General features: G+C 60.7%; 13 protein-coding genes. 7 read left to right on the forward strand and 6 right to left on the reverse strand.

The window, feature by feature from the left end; all coding sequences use genetic code 11:
• The first annotated feature begins 104 nt into the window (after positions 1 to 104).
• The gene (locus S101446_RS01890) at positions 105 to 548 is read left to right on the forward strand and encodes an Lrp/AsnC family transcriptional regulator (protein WP_019086029.1); all 444 of its coding nucleotides are present in this window, start codon (positions 105 to 107) and stop codon (positions 546 to 548) included.
• A gap of 202 nt (positions 549 to 750) precedes the next feature.
• On the opposite strand, the gene S101446_RS01895 is transcribed toward S101446_RS01890, so the two are convergent.
• Positions 751 to 1563, reverse strand: coding sequence for an MIP/aquaporin family protein (locus S101446_RS01895; RefSeq protein ID WP_019086028.1), 813 nt, complete (start codon positions 1561 to 1563; stop codon positions 751 to 753).
• A gap of 444 nt (positions 1564 to 2007) precedes the next feature.
• Between S101446_RS01895 and glpD the strand changes: the two genes are divergently transcribed.
• The 5 genes from glpD (at position 2008) to S101446_RS01920 (ending at position 8112) form a co-directional block, all read left to right on the forward strand.
• Complete coding sequence (glpD, locus tag S101446_RS01900) at positions 2008 to 3570, forward strand: glycerol-3-phosphate dehydrogenase (protein ID WP_087607437.1); 1563 nt, start codon at positions 2008 to 2010, stop codon at positions 3568 to 3570.
• A 70-nt stretch (positions 3571 to 3640) separates the two neighbouring features.
• The gene (gene glpK, locus S101446_RS01905; protein WP_010507480.1) at positions 3641 to 5140 is read left to right on the forward strand and encodes a glycerol kinase GlpK; all 1500 of its coding nucleotides are present in this window, start codon (positions 3641 to 3643) and stop codon (positions 5138 to 5140) included.
• Between the two features lie 39 nt (positions 5141 to 5179).
• The gene (glpX, locus tag S101446_RS01910; RefSeq protein WP_010507481.1) at positions 5180 to 6166 is read left to right on the forward strand and encodes a class II fructose-bisphosphatase; all 987 of its coding nucleotides are present in this window, start codon (positions 5180 to 5182) and stop codon (positions 6164 to 6166) included.
• A gap of 48 nt (positions 6167 to 6214) precedes the next feature.
• A complete protein-coding gene (fbaA, locus tag S101446_RS01915; protein WP_087607438.1) occupies positions 6215 to 7321 on the forward strand; it encodes a class II fructose-bisphosphate aldolase in 1107 nt (368 codons plus the stop codon).
• 32 nt (positions 7322 to 7353) lie between these two features.
• Entirely contained in the window at positions 7354 to 8112 is a 759-nt protein-coding gene (locus S101446_RS01920) for a DeoR/GlpR family DNA-binding transcription regulator (protein ID WP_010507484.1), read from the forward strand.
• 42 nt (positions 8113 to 8154) lie between these two features.
• Here S101446_RS01920 and S101446_RS01925 read toward each other — a convergent pair whose 3' ends face one another.
• Complete coding sequence (locus tag S101446_RS01925; RefSeq protein ID WP_087607439.1) at positions 8155 to 8916, reverse strand: SDR family NAD(P)-dependent oxidoreductase; 762 nt, start codon at positions 8914 to 8916, stop codon at positions 8155 to 8157.
• Positions 8917 to 9323: 407 nt separating this feature from the next.
• Between S101446_RS01925 and S101446_RS01930 the strand changes: the two genes are divergently transcribed.
• On the forward strand, positions 9324 to 10610 hold the full coding sequence (locus tag S101446_RS01930) for an NAD(P)/FAD-dependent oxidoreductase (RefSeq protein WP_087607440.1): 1287 nt from the start codon (positions 9324 to 9326) through the stop codon (positions 10608 to 10610).
• Between the two features lie 83 nt (positions 10611 to 10693).
• Here the strand turns inward: S101446_RS01930 and S101446_RS01935 are convergent, their stop codons facing one another.
• Genes S101446_RS01935 through S101446_RS01950 form a run of 4 tightly spaced genes read right to left on the reverse strand, consistent with a single transcriptional unit; the run spans position 10694 to position 13636 of the window.
• Positions 10694 to 11140 carry an RrF2 family transcriptional regulator gene (locus tag S101446_RS01935; RefSeq protein ID WP_026018657.1) on the reverse strand — a complete coding sequence of 149 codons (447 nt, stop codon included), beginning with the start codon at positions 11138 to 11140 and terminating at the stop codon, positions 10694 to 10696.
• A 15-nt stretch (positions 11141 to 11155) separates the two neighbouring features.
• On the reverse strand, positions 11156 to 11809 hold the full coding sequence (locus S101446_RS01940) for a methionine ABC transporter permease (RefSeq protein ID WP_019091545.1): 654 nt from the start codon (positions 11807 to 11809) through the stop codon (positions 11156 to 11158).
• Positions 11790 to 12824 (reverse strand): methionine ABC transporter ATP-binding protein, encoded by a 1035-nt coding sequence (locus S101446_RS01945; RefSeq protein ID WP_087607441.1) that lies wholly within the window; start codon positions 12822 to 12824, stop codon positions 11790 to 11792. Before S101446_RS01945 ends, S101446_RS01940 begins: the two co-directional genes overlap by 20 nt.
• Positions 12815 to 13636 carry a MetQ/NlpA family ABC transporter substrate-binding protein gene (locus S101446_RS01950; RefSeq protein WP_087608801.1) on the reverse strand — a complete coding sequence of 274 codons (822 nt, stop codon included), beginning with the start codon at positions 13634 to 13636 and terminating at the stop codon, positions 12815 to 12817. Before S101446_RS01950 ends, S101446_RS01945 begins: the two co-directional genes overlap by 10 nt.
• Positions 13637 to 14605: the final 969 nt, after the last annotated feature.

The following is a 14605-nucleotide window of genomic DNA, read 5'->3' on the forward strand; positions in this document are numbered from 1 at the left end:
ATCGTACGCCGACTGAAACAAAATGTCCTGTCGTTTGACGCAATTTTATGCAATTACGAATTGTCTGTACGCAATCATATACGAAAATAAGCGGAAAATTCATCATGGCATTCGATCGTCTGACAGACGCCATATTGCGCAACCTTCGCCATGACGGACGCATGAGCAATGCCGAACTGGCACAGAAGGTCGGCCTGTCCCCTTCCGCCTGCCTGCGGCGGGTGCGGATGCTGGAAAAGGACGGGGTGATCCGGGGATATCGCGCGTTGGTGGATGAACGTTCGGTCCATGGCATGACCACGGTGATCGTGCAGATCACGCTGGAACGCCAGACGGAGGAATGCCTGCGCCGGTTCGAGGCCCGCGTGCGCGAGTGCGCCGATGTGCGCGAATGTTACCTGATGACGGGGGATGCCGATTATCTGGTCCGGGTCGAGGCGCGGGATGCCGCCGATTATGAACGTATCCACAAGGAAGAACTGTCGCGCATGCCCGGTGTCGCCCGGATACAGAGCAACTTTGCCATTCGCACCGTGGTGCAGCGTTAAGTATCAAAAGTTCTGGGTGCCGCCTTTTTGAAAAAAGGCGGCGTTCTGTGAAGCTTCCTGAAACGGCTTCACCAAAAACTTTTTATTTGGAAGAAGTTATCCGGGACGTGGTCCGGCCCGGATATGCAGATGGAGCAGGCATGGACCTGCCCCATGCTGAAACATGACACCGCCGGGACGACCCGGCGGCGGATGGGAAGCCTTATGGGGCCGGGGGAATGATTGCGCTGGCGTGACGTGGAATGAACGGACGGATCAGGAACTGGTAACAGCCTGCACCGATCACGCCGCCCAGCAGCGGTCCAGCAATTGGCACCCACCAGAAATTGTCCGCCGAGGGTAGGGCGGAACCACCCCATCCGGCCAGGAAACAGAACAGGCGCGGCCCGAAGTCACGGGCTGGATTGATGGCCCATGCCTCCAGATAGCCTGAACATGCGCCAATGCTGGCCACCAGCAACCCGATGATCAGCGCGCTGGAATTGGCCTGCGGTGCAACGGTATTGTACTCACAGGTAATCGCGAAAATGCCGCCGACCAGCAGCGCCGTCAGGATGGTTTCATCCATGAAGGCATGGAGCGGCGTGATGAATTCACCCGGATGGGTAAAGAATACCCCCGCCGCCCCGCCATCGGCGCGGCTTATGCCATGCAACTGGTTGTAATGGTCTATGACCGGCTGGTACAGCGTATAGACAAGGGCCGCGCCCAGCATGCCCCCCAGGACCTGCGCCGCACAGTAGGCAGGCACCTTGCGCCATGAAAAACCACGGTAAAGCGCCAGCGCCACCGATACGGCCGGGTTGGCATGGGTGCCCGATACGCTGCCGGTCACGTAAATCGCGATGGTCACGCCCAGTCCCCATACAATGGAAACCCCCCAGTAGGAGAGTTTGTAGGGGCTGGGATCGTACAGCGTGTACATGGCGGCCACGGAATCGCCGATCAGGACAATGATCATGACCGCGATGCATTCTGATATCAGTTCGCCCAGAAACTGTCTGTTCTTTAGCATTTTAACCCACTTTATTCTTTTATTATCATTCGATGGGAATGGGCTGTTCGCCTTGTGGCGGGTTTCCGGCCCTGTCATGTTCTTAAACGAACATATCCGGGTCGGGAAGGGGAACGTGTGCTGGCCGGGGGGAAAGTTTCTCCTTTTTCCTTTTATTTCACTATATTTCATGAAACCTCTCCAGCCTGGCAGATTCGGGGGCATGCCGCGCTGGTGCGTGTCAGACAGCAGCGGGGGCGGGGTGGCGGCATCTGCTGTGCGTTTTCGCACATGCACAAAAACCGCCCGCACAGATAAATACCTGCAGATGGCGAATTTATGTCTAAAGCCGGCAATATTTATGCATGAAATATTTCACGGAACGCCATGGCTGATGTGCGTTTTCCCTATTGAAACGCTCATGATGTTCGTTTACGAACATCCGTATCAGGAGGAACATCTACCATGGCGTCCAAGGACGAAACATTCCGCACCCCCGCGGCACAGGGCGGTCCGCTCGACCTGCTGGTCGTTGGCGGTGGGATCAATGGCACGGGCATCGCGCGCGATGCCGCAGGGCGGGGCGCGTCCGTCCTGCTGGTCGAGCAGGACGACCTTGCCAGCTACACTTCATCAGCCAGCACCAAGCTGATCCATGGTGGCCTGCGCTACCTTGAATATTATGAATTCCGCCTGGTGCGTGAAGCGCTGATCGAACGTGAGCGCCTGCTGCGTATCGCGCCGCACATCATCTGGCCGATGCGGTTTGTGCTGCCCTATACCCCGCAGGCACGGCCCGCGTGGATGCTGCGCCTTGGCCTGTTCCTGTATGACCACCTCGCGCCCAACATGACGCTGCCCAAGTGCAAGTCGCTTGATTTCCGCACGAATTCGGCAGGCAAGCCGCTTAACGGCACGCTGGCGCGCGGGTTTGCCTATTCCGACGGGTGGGTGCAGGACAGCCGCCTTGTCGTCCTCAACGCCATGGATGCCAAGGCCCACGGGGCAGATATCCGCACCCGTACCCGTCTTGTGCAGGCACGGCGCGTGAATGGCCTGTGGGAAGCGGTGATCGAGAACACGCGCGATGGCAGCCAGACGACCGTGCAGGCAAAGATCCTGGTCAATGCCGGTGGCCCGTGGGTGAGCGAAGTGCTGCGTGAGCGCGCGCAGGTCGATTCCGACAAGAACGTGCGGCTGGTCAAGGGCAGCCACATCGTGGTGCCGCGCCTGTTTGACGGACCGCAGGCCTACATCCTGCAGAACCCGGACAAGCGTATCGTTTTCGCGATCCCCTACGAGCAGAAATTCACCCTGATCGGCACCACCGACGTGCCCTGGACGCAGGCCCCCGGCCGGGTCGAGATCTCGCCCGAGGAAATCACCTACCTGTGCGAAAGCGTCAGCCGCTATTTCACCAAGCCGGTCACGCCGGATGACGTGGTGTGGAGCTACGCCGGCGTGCGTCCGCTATATGATGACGCGGCCAAGAACGCGTCCGCCGTAACGCGTGATTACGTGCTGGATGTGGATACGCAGGGCAACCAGGCGCCGATGCTGTCCATCTTCGGTGGCAAGATCACCACGTACCGCAAGCTGGCCGAACACGCGCTGGAGAAACTGCAGTCCTTCCTGCCGGTCCTGTCCGCGCCGGGCTGGACCGCCGATCAGGTGCTGCCCGGCGGCGATTTGGGCGAGGGCGGGTTTGACGGCGCGGTCAGCCGCCTTGCGGCAAAGGCCCCGTTCCTTGATGCGCAGCTATGCTGGCGTCTGGTGCGCAATTATGGTTCGCGTGCCACCGAAATCGTCGGTGATGCGCGCAGCATGGCTGATATGGGCGAGCAGTTTGGTGGTGGCCTGACCGCGCGTGAAGTGGAATACCTGATCGCACACGAATGGGCGCAGACGACCGAGGACATCCTGTGGCGTCGGTCGCGCATGGGCCTGCATGTGACCGATGAGGACGCAGGCCGGCTTGACACCTACCTGCGTGGCCGCCAGCCGGTCGCTGCAAAATCGGCTTCGTGACAAAACAGGCCGTGGGCGTAACATCGTCCACGGCCAGAACCGTATCCGCCCGTCAGGGCAGGAGAAGATAATGAACAAGAAGAACAGAATTCTCGCTATCGATCAGGGAACGACCTCGACCCGCAGCATCGTCTTCGATCGTGACATCAACGCCGTTTCGGTCGCCCGGACCGAATTTGCCCAGCATTACCCCAATCCGGGCTGGGTCGAGCATGATCCGGAGGAAATCTGGTCCAACGTCCTGTCCACCGCGCGTGAAGCCATTGAAATGGCCGGTGGCCCGGGCACGATCGCGGGGATCGGCATTACCAACCAGCGCGAAACCATTGTCGTGTGGGACCGGGAAACGGGCAAGCCCATTCACCGCGCCATCGTCTGGCAGGACCGGCGCACGACGCCCGTCTGCGCACGCATGCATGAACAGGGGCATGAGCCGCTTGTGCGCGAACGGACCGGCCTGCTGCTGGATCCCTATTTCTCGGCCACGAAAATTGCGTGGATTCTTGACAATGTCGAAGGTGCGCGCGCGCAGGCCGAGCAGGGAAAGCTTGCCTGTGGCACGATCGACAGCTTCCTGCTGTGGCGGCTGACGGGGGGGCGCGTGCATGCCACCGATACGACCAATGCGTCACGCACGCTTCTGTTCAATATCCATACCTGTGCATGGGATGATGACCTGCTGGCGCTGTTCAACGTGCCGCGCGCCATCCTGCCCGAAGTGCGCACCAACAGCGAAATCTTTGGCGACACGGAAGCCGACCTGTTTGGCGAACCGCTGAAGGTCGCGGGCATGGCGGGTGACCAGAACGCCGCCATGGTGGGTCAGGTCTGCTTCAGGCCCGGCACGGCCAAGGCGACGTACGGCACGGGCTGCTTCGCGCTGCTCAATACCGGGACCACGCCTGTCCAGTCCGAAAACCGCATGCTGACCACCATCGCCTACCGCATCGGCGCCGAGACGACGTACGCGCTGGAAGGGTCGATTTTCGTGGCCGGCGCCGCCATCCGCTGGCTGCGCGACGGGCTGAACCTGATTACCCATGCCTCCCAGACCGATGACATGGCGACCCGCGTGCCGCACAGCCATGGCGTCTATATGGTGCCCGGTTTCGTCGGTCTTGGCGCGCCGCACTGGGATCCGGATGCCCGTGGCCTGATCTGCGGGCTGACGCTGGATGCCACGGCGGCCCATATTGCCCGCGCGGCGCTGGAATCGGTGGCGTACCAGACGCTTGATCTCATGGATGCAATGCATGAGGATGGCGGCGAGGAACTGAGCGCACTGCGTGTTGATGGCGGGATGTCGGTCAATGACTGGTTCTGCCAGTTCCTTGCCGATATGCTGCGCACGCCGGTAGAGCGGCCCAAGCAGGTCGAAACGACCGCCCTTGGCGCCGCTTTCCTGGCCGGGCTGGCGACAGGGGTATGGGACAGCATTGCGGAAGTCGAAGGCACCTGGAGCCGCGGACAGCTGTTCCGCCCCACAATGGACAAGGCACAGCGCGACAGGATGGTGGCAGGGTGGCATGTGGCGGTGCGCCGCACGCTCAGCGCCACCGTTGCTGCGTAACCGACGAATTATAGCAAGAAAACAGGAAAAGAGTGTTTCATGACCTCCACCCGGCATAATCCCTATCAGGTTACGGATCGCAACCTTGCCCTCGAACTCGTCCGCGTAACGGAAGCGGCCGCCGTGGCCGCGTCGGCATGGACAGGCCGTGGCCTGAAGAACGAAGCCGACGGTGCGGCGGTGGAGGCGATGCGTCGCGCGTTCGACACGGTTGCCATCAACGGCACCGTGGTGATTGGCGAAGGCGAGATGGATGAGGCTCCGATGCTGTTCATCGGGGAAAACGTGGGCGCGGGCGGTCCCGGCATGGATATTGCCGTGGACCCGCTGGAAGGCACCAACCTGTGCGCCAAGAACCTGCCCAACGCGCTGACGGTTGTAGCCCTGGCGGAAAGCGGCAATTTCCTGCACGCGCCCGACATCTACATGGACAAGATCGTGGTCGGCCCCTACCTGCCCGAAGGCGTGGTGGATCTGGACAACAGCATCGAAGCCAACCTGAAGTCGCTGGCCGCCGCCAAGAAATGCGATGTGTCCGAACTCATGCTGTGCACGCTGGATCGTGAACGCCATGAGGAACTGATTTCGCGCGCCCGCGCCGTTGGCGCCCGCGTGACGCTGCTCAGTGATGGTGACGTGGCGGCCGCCATCGCCGCGTGCCTGGATGACAGCGAAATCGACATCTACGTGGGGTCGGGTGGCGCGCCCGAAGGTGTGCTGGCCGCCGCCGCCGTGCGCTGCGTCCACGGGCAGATGCAGGGCCGCCTGCTGTTTGAGGATGACGGGCAGATCGCGCGCGCGCGCAAGATGAATCCCGGCGCCGATCCGTCGCGCAAGCTGGCGCTGGAAGACATGGCGCGGGGCGATGTCCTGTTTTCGGCCACGGGCGTTACGGGTGGGGCGCTGCTGCGCGGTATCCGCCGCAGCGGTACCCGCACGGTCACGCATTCGCTGGTCATGCGTTCCAAGTCCGGCACCATCCGTTTCGTGGAAGGCCATCACGACTACCAGACCAAGACCTGGTGAACATTTCATCCGTTGCATAACAACAATAACAGGCAATAGAGAAACGACATGACCGATACAGCGAACGCGGTTTCCCACCGTCTGGGTCTGAAGCCCGGTGTGGTGACGGGTGCTGATTACCGCCGCCTGGTTGAAACCTGCCGGGACGAAGGCTACGCCCTGCCAGCCGTGAACGTGGTGGGCACGGACAGCATCAACGCCGTGCTGGAAGCTGCCGCCCGCAACCGCGCGGATGTCATCATCCAGCTATCGAACGGGGGGGCGCGTTTTTACGCGGGCGAAGGCATGAAGGATGCGGACCAGGCCCGCGTCCTGGGGGCCGTGGCCGCGGCCCGTCATGTCCATACCGTGGCTGCGGCCTATGGCGTGTGCGTGATCCTGCATACCGACCATGCCGACCGCAAGCTGCTGCCGTGGATTTCCGGCCTGATCGACGCGAGCGAGGAAGCGGTGAAGGAAACCGGCCGTCCGCTGTTCTCCTCGCACATGATCGATCTTTCGGCGGAACCGCTGGAGGACAATATTGCCGAATGCGCCACCTTCCTGCGCCGCATGGCCCCGCTGGGCATCGGTCTTGAAATCGAACTGGGCGTGACGGGCGGCGAGGAAGATGGCGTGGGCCATGACGTCGATGACGGTGCGGACAATGCCCATCTCTATACCCAGCCCGAAGACGTGCTGAAGGCGTATGAAGCGCTGTCCCCGCTGGGCTTCGTGACCATTGCCGCGTCGTTCGGCAATGTGCATGGCGTCTACGCGCCGGGCAATGTCAAGCTGCGGCCCGAAATCCTGCGCAATTCGCAGGCGGCGGTGGCAAAGGCCACGGGCCGGGGTGAAAAGCCGCTGGCGCTGGTGTTCCACGGCGGTTCGGGGTCCGAACAGTCCAAGATTACCGAAGCCGTGTCCTATGGCGTGTTCAAGATGAATATCGATACCGATATCCAGTTTGCATTCGCCAGCAGCATTGGCCGCTACGTGCATGAACATGCCGAAGCCTTCAGCCACCAGATTGCCCCCAGCACCGGCAAGCCCACCAAGAAGCTGTATGATCCGCGCAAGTGGCTGCGGGTTGGCGAACAGGGGATCGTGGCCCGTCTGGAACAGTCGTTTGCCGATCTGGGGGCCACCGGGCGCACGGTCGCGCGCGCGGTCTAGGTCCCGGATGACGCAATGGAGTAACAGGCAACGTGTCAGCTGAAGAACGCCACCATGAAATTATCACGCTGGTGCGTACCCAGGGTTATGTCTCGAACGAGGAACTGGCCCAGAGGCTGAATGTTGCGGTCCAGACCATCCGCCGTGATGTCAACCTGCTGGCCCGGCGCGGGCTGGTGGCGCGGCATCATGGCGGGGCGGGGCTGGCCTCGTCGGTCGAGAATATCGCCTATTCCGAACGCCAGGTACTCAACCGCCGCGCCAAGGAAGCCATCGGCCATCTTGCGGCCCGGCAGATACCCGACAATTCATCCCTGTTTGTCAGTATCGGCACCACCACGGAAGCCTTTGCCAAGGCGTTGCGGCGGCACAAGGCGCTGCGTGTCATCACCAACAACCTGCATGTCGCCACCCCCCTGTCCGCGCAGACGGATTTCCAGGTGATCGTGACGGGTGGGCTGGTGCGGTTTTATGATGGCGGGATTACCGGTTCTACCGCCAGTACCTTTATCGAACAGTACCGTACCGATTTCGCTGTGATCGGCATAAGCGGGATCGAGGAAGATGGCACGCTGCTGGACTTCGATGCGGATGAGATCAGCGTGGCGCAGGCCATGATGCGCAATGCCCGGCGTGTCTACCTGCTGGCGGACCAGACCAAGTTTGGCCGTAGGCCGATGGGGCGGCTGGGGCACCTGTCGCATGTCCATGGTTTCTTTACCGACCGCCAGCCATCCGAACGCATATGCGCGCTGCTGCGCGAACATGACGTGGAACTGCATATCGCCTGACGGACGGGGGCAGGCGTAACGGCCTGCCCGGCGCCCATGGCGTTACTGCGCCAGATATCCACCATCAACCGGCAGGACCGCGCCGGTGATGAATGATGCGTCATCGGATGCGAGGAACAGGATGGCGCTGGCGATTTCAGCGGGCTTGCCCATGCGGCCCATCGGGTGCATCTCGACCACCTTGCGGATGGCGTCCGCATCCATTTTCGCAACTGCCGGGGTGTCGATCGTGCCCGGCGCCACGGCATTGACGCGCACGCCCTTGTCCGCGAGGTCGATGGCCAGATGCTTGGTAATGCCCGACGCCACGAACTTGGCCGGGCCATAGACCGCCTGTCCCTTCTGCCCCGCGAAGGCGGAAATGGAGGACAGGCAGACAATCGCCCCCTGTCCGGCATGTACCATCTCGGCTGCGACGTATTTGCAGCTCAGGAACATGCCGCGCGCGTCCACCGCCATGGTATGGTCCCATAGATCCGCCGTGGCGGTGGCCAGGTCGGCTTCCGGAATGACGCCCGCATTGGCCACAAGGATGTCGATCCGGCCAAAATGCTTCATGGTTTCATGGACCACGCGCTTGATATCGGCCTCGCTCGTGACATCGGCGGGAACCGAGATCACGGGCACCCCGCTTTTTTCAAACTGGCTGACCAGTTCGTCCAGCGCGTCGGTATTGAGGTCGGTCAGCGCCAGGCGCGCGCCCTCGGCCGCGAAGCGTTCGGCCGTGGCCCGGCCGATCCCGCTTGCCGCACCTGTAATGAGGGCGACCTTGTCCTGAATGCGTCCATGTGGGGTGACGGTCATGGTTTCTCCTGCTGTCCTGTCATTGATTTCAGTATGTTGGCATGGCTGTCGCGTCTGCCGTTATGCGGCCTAACGTCGGGAATGGATAGATGTTGCCCGTCATGTCGGCTGATCGGGGCTGCTGCGCGGGGGACGAAGGCAGGGGGCGTATCGTGCCCTGCTGCAATAGATCGGGTTCTTTTGATCGCCTGTGCCTATATCCCGGTTTTTCGCGCTCTGGCGCGATAAATGGGGGGTATGGGTAACGGGTTGTTGCATCTTCGTGCCCGAATCTGCGCCCGCGCATGTTTCGGGCATGGGGTGGATTGCCTATAATCCCGCCAACATGGTTTGTATGGATGTGGCGTATCGGGGTTTCCCATGTGGGGGCCGGAGCGCCGTGCGAGCGGGTTTGGAGCATTATCGAGATGGCACAAAAGTTTCGGATCGTTATTGTAGGCGGTGGTGTGGCCGGACTTGCGCTGGCGACACGGCTGGGCAATTCGGTCGGACGCTCGGGGCGGGCGGAAATCACATTGGTGGACAAGAGCTTCGCCCATGTGTGGAAGCCGATGCTGCACTGCTTTGCCGCCGGCACGGCCGCGAATGAAAATGACCGCATAAGCTTCATGTCGCAGGCCAGCCGCCACCATTTCGAATTCTGGCCCGGTGAGATCACGGCCCTTGACCGTCAGGCCAAGACCATTTCGCTGGCCCCCATCAAGGACCCGCAGACCGGTGAGCAGGTGGTGGATGCCCGTACGCTGGATTATGACGCGGTGGTCCTGTCCATTGGCAGCCGGGCGAATGACTTCGGCACGCCGGGCGTGGCCGAACACTGCATGTTCATCGACAACCTGGTGGATGCGAACGGCTTCAATGACCGTTTCCGCATGGAACTGCTGCGGGCGTTTGCCAATCATCAGGAACTGGACATCGCCATTGTCGGCGGTGGCGCCACCGGCACGCAGCTGGCGGCGGAACTGCACAAGGCGCTGGATCTGGCGTCGCTTTACAGTTTCGGCCAGAAACCGCCCAAGCTGCGCATTACCCTGCTGGAGGCCGGGCCGCGTATCCTGCCGGCTTTTCCTGAATCCGTATCGGATGCCGCCGTCAAGCAGCTTGAGGCCATCGGTGTCGATGTCCGGGCGGGTGCCATGGTCAGTGGTGCGGATGAAAACGGCTTTATCCTGAAGGACGGCAGCCGTGTGCCGGCAACGCTGCGGGTATGGGCCGCAGGGGTGAAGGCACCGGATGTGACGAAGCAGTTTGGCGGGCTGAAGCTGTCGCGTTCCGGCCAGCTTGAGGTCAGGCCGACGCTGCAGGTCATGGAGGATGACAACATCTTCGCCATGGGGGACTGTGCCTTCATTGCTGAAAAACCCGTCGCCCCTACCGCGCAGGCCGCCCGCCAGCAGGCGCATCATCTGGCCAAGGCCCTGCCTGCATGGATGATGAGCGGCCAGCCACTACCCGCCTTCACCTTCCATAACAAGGGGGCTGTCGTGGCGCTGGGTGATTATAATGGCTGGGGCACGTTCCCCGGCGGTACGGTATTCGGCGGTGGCTGGCTGCATGGGCTGTCGGCGCGGATAGTGCATCTCATGCTGTATCGCCAGCATCAGTTTGAACTGTATGGGCCGGTGCGTGGCACGATTTCGTGCCTTGTGGACTGGCTGGATGTATTCGTGCGTCCTTCCGTCCGGCTGGACTGACTGAAAATCATAAGAAGCTTCAGGGAACGTCGCTTTTCGGAAAAAAAGCGACACCCGGAAACGTTTGTTTTTTTAATCGCGGTTCATATCGAAAAGCAGCCCGGACCGGCGGCCGGGCGCTGCAGGCCACGTGTTTCGGCCTGCCGCACGAAGTCATGCAATGTGACCTTGCTGTATTCGTGGGTCAGCAGACCTTCCATCTGGTCCAGAAAGGGCCGGACAACCGTGTTGAACAGCGTGCCCCGGCGCCGTTCGGCCGGGACGTCGTCATGCATCGTGGCCCGGTATATGTCCGCCAGCAGGATTTCACCTGCCGGATGGCCCAGCCGGTAACCGCCATGCGGGCCACGGATGCCCTGCAACAGGCCGGACCGGGCGAGGGCCTGCACGATGGGTTCGATCCCGCGCCGTGCCAGGCCGGACCTGTCCGCGATATCAATCGTGCTGACCGGTCGGCCGGCAATGCTGTGAAACGCCACGTCCAGCATGATGATCAGGGCGGTGGCGGTCCGGTCACGTACGCTGTGCATGGGCATGGCCCCCTGTCAGGTATGGCGCAGGTGATTGGAAATTGCGTTCCCGATAGCCTGTATCAACGCGACAAAGGCAATCAGGACCAGTACCACCAGCGTCATGATTTCCGTATTGAAACGCTGGTAGCCGTAACGGATGGCGACATCACCCAGCCCTCCGGCGCCTACTGCTCCGGCCATGGCCGATGCCCCGGTCAGCGTAATCAGGGTGACGGTCAGGCCCGCGACAAGCCCGGGCAGGGCTTCGGGGATCAGGACATGGCGGACGATCATCCACCGGGTGCCCCCCATGGTCCGCACCGCGTCAATCAGCGCCGGATCCACTTCGCGTAGCGAGACTTCGGCAATGCGGGCAAAATACGGAATGGCCGCAAGCGATAGCGGTACGATGGCCGCCGTTGTCCCCAGCGACGTGCCCACGATCATGCGGGTAACGGGAATAAGGATCACCAGCAGGATGATGAAGGGAATGGCGCGCAGCATATCAATGACCAGCCCCAGCAGACGCGCCACGGGCGGGCAGGGCAGCAGGCCGCCCCGGCGGGTGGCCACCATGACCAGCGCCAGCGGCAGGCCGCCAATTACGGCCACAAGGCCGGACACCAGCACCATCTGTGCCGTTTCCCATGTTGCGCGCAGGATCAGGTCAAAGATCAGCCGGGACATAACCAAGAACTTTCAGCGAGGGGTCGAGGCCATGGAGGAAATCATGGACTTTGGCCGAATAATCGCCCACGCACACAATCATGTCGGCAAAGGGCTGGCCCGCGATTTCGCTGGTCCCGCCCGCCAGTATGGTGGCGTCCACTCCGAAACGCTGTCCCAGCGTGGACAGCACCGGCAGATCTGCCGCTGCTCCACCCATGCGCAGGCGTATGACAGCGCGCGCGCCGGGGCGATCCGTATCGACCAGTCTGGCACGGATGGCGGGGGGCACCCGCGGCTGTGTTTCCGACAGCAGCGCCTGCGTTACAGGCAACTGCGTACCCGCGGCCAGAATGTCCAGTGTCGGGCCGTTTTCGACCACGCGGCCATGGTCCAGAATGACCAGATGGGTCGCAATGCGGCGGATGACATCCATTTCATGGGTAATCATGATGATGGTCAGGCCCAACTCGCGGTTGATGCGGGCCAGCAGGTCGAGGATGGATGTCGTCGTTTCAGGGTCCAGGGCAGATGTCGCTTCATCACACAGCAGCAGGGCGGGCGCGTTGGCCAGCGCACGGGCGATGCCCACGCGCTGTTTCTGCCCGCCCGATAACTGTGCCGGCCATTTATGGCCGTGATCCGACAGCCCGACGAGGGAAAGCAGTTCGGTAATCCGTGCATTCCGCCGTGCGCGCGGCACGCCTGCGATTTCAAGCGGCAGGCTGATATTGCCCGCGACCGTGCGGGAACCCAGCAGGTTGAAATGCTGGAAAACAAACCCGATCCTGCGGCGCAGGCCGATCAGTTGCGACTGGGGCAGGGCCGTCAGGTCGTGCCCCTCGATCATGATATGACCGGTATCGGGCCGGTCCAGCGCGCCAAGACAGCGCAGCAGGGAACTCTTGCCCGCCCCCGACCGGCCAATTACGCCCAGTACTTCGCCCCGGGCTACGGTGAAGCTTATGTCATCCAGCGCGAGGTGGCCGCCAAAGCTGCGGCTGATATGGCTGACCTGGACCAGTCCTATGCCCATGCTGGCACGACCGAACCGTGAAAGATCGTCTCGATCGCCGTGCGGGTGGAAGGCTGATGGACCGCATTGACCAGTGGCGTCACCCACGGTGCCTTCGCATCGGCCGCGTTGACGGCAATGAAGTTGACATATGGGTTATCTTGCAGGGATTCCTGCCCGATTTTCTGTTTCTGCAGGTCAATTCCCGCCTTCAGCGCCCAGTTGGTATTGACGACGGCCGCATCCAGATCGGGCAGGGAGCGTCCGACAATTCCGGCATCCAGTTCATGAAATGTCAGGTTGCGCGGGTTGTCGGCGATGTCCAGCGGCGTTGGCAGTAACCCGGCCGAGGCCGGAAGCCTGATCAATCCCAGCGCTTCGAGCAGATGCAGTGCGCGGCCTTCGTTGCTGGGGTCATTCGGTAGTCCGATCACGGCGTTTCGCGGCAGGTCGGCCACCGACTTCCAGCGTGCCGAATACAGCCCGATGGGGGAGAAATAGGTATTCCCGACCGCCACGATGTCATACCCGCGTGCGGCTATCTGCGCCTGCAGGAAGGGACCGTGCTGGAAGGCGTTGGCATCAATTTCATGCTCGGCCAGTGCTTCGTCAGGGGTATTGTAGTCGGAAAATGTCATGATGGAGAGGTCCAGTCCCTCCTTCGCGGCATTGGCGACGATGACGCGCCACAGGTCCTCATCCTCGCCCGCCATGATCCCGATGCGCAACCGTCTGGTGTCCGCTGCCCGTGCGGCATGGATCATGGGCAGGCAGGTTGCGGTGCCCAGCAGGGAAAGGGCGCGTCGTCTTGTGATGGGGGTGTTCAGTTTCATTTCATTCCTGGTCCGGACAACTGTTTTGCAGTGGAAAAACCGGCATTGCGTTTCATACGGCGGTGTATGGAGCCCGCCATGGCCTGATCCGGGTTTCGGGTAATGTCCCTGCCTGTTGGCGTTCAGATTGATGCGCACATAAAAATACATCATCCAATGTGCGTCAACATTAAATACGAAATTATAAGTTATTTTTTCGGGAAATGATCGCTTTCCGATTGCCAGAAGGTGTTGGGATACGGCCGTGATAGCCATGGATGTCATGGACTACCCATTGAAAATAAAAAATATCATCATATTGATGTCAGATTTTTTCACAAAAAACACTATCGTATAGTGAATAATGCGCGGGTATGAAAATGTCCGGTCTGCTATCCCGTCTGCACCCGGCCCGATCTTACCTGTTGTTCTGGTGTCGCTGGATAACCTGCGCACCTTTATGGATCTGCCTTGCTATTTTAGGGATAAGAGGGCGATAAGGATTGTTCAGGCAATCGATTGATAGATAAAAACAAAAGTTTTTGGGTGCCACTTTTTTAAAGTGGCGTTGTCCTGAAATTTTTTGGAAAAAGCTTCGTCAATTTTTCAGGCAGTCTTTAAATGGATGCGTGCGGGCCTGCCATGGATCCCGCGTTTTATATCGTGGAAATAATTCACGCATGCGACTGTATGATAAGTCTGTGGCCCTGTTGCCACATACCTCAGGCATGGGGAAACAATATGATTGCCCTCGCCGTTAATGAAACATGGGGCAGTTCGTGTTCCGTATGGAAAGGATTATGATTATTCCTTTTATATCAATGGAATATCTGAAACCTGCAGTTTGACGCAGTGCATATGGCATCCGCATTTATGAATGTTTTCATACCTTTTGACACAGCAGGGATATATGATCCCTGGTCGATGATGGACACCGGCATATAGTACGATCTTTATCGTTTTATATGCGGCAGAAATGTCTCCAGCCAT

Origin of the sequence: Komagataeibacter europaeus (assembly GCF_002173515.1) — a bacterium.
Lineage (GTDB): Bacteria > Pseudomonadota > Alphaproteobacteria > Acetobacterales > Acetobacteraceae > Komagataeibacter > Komagataeibacter europaeus.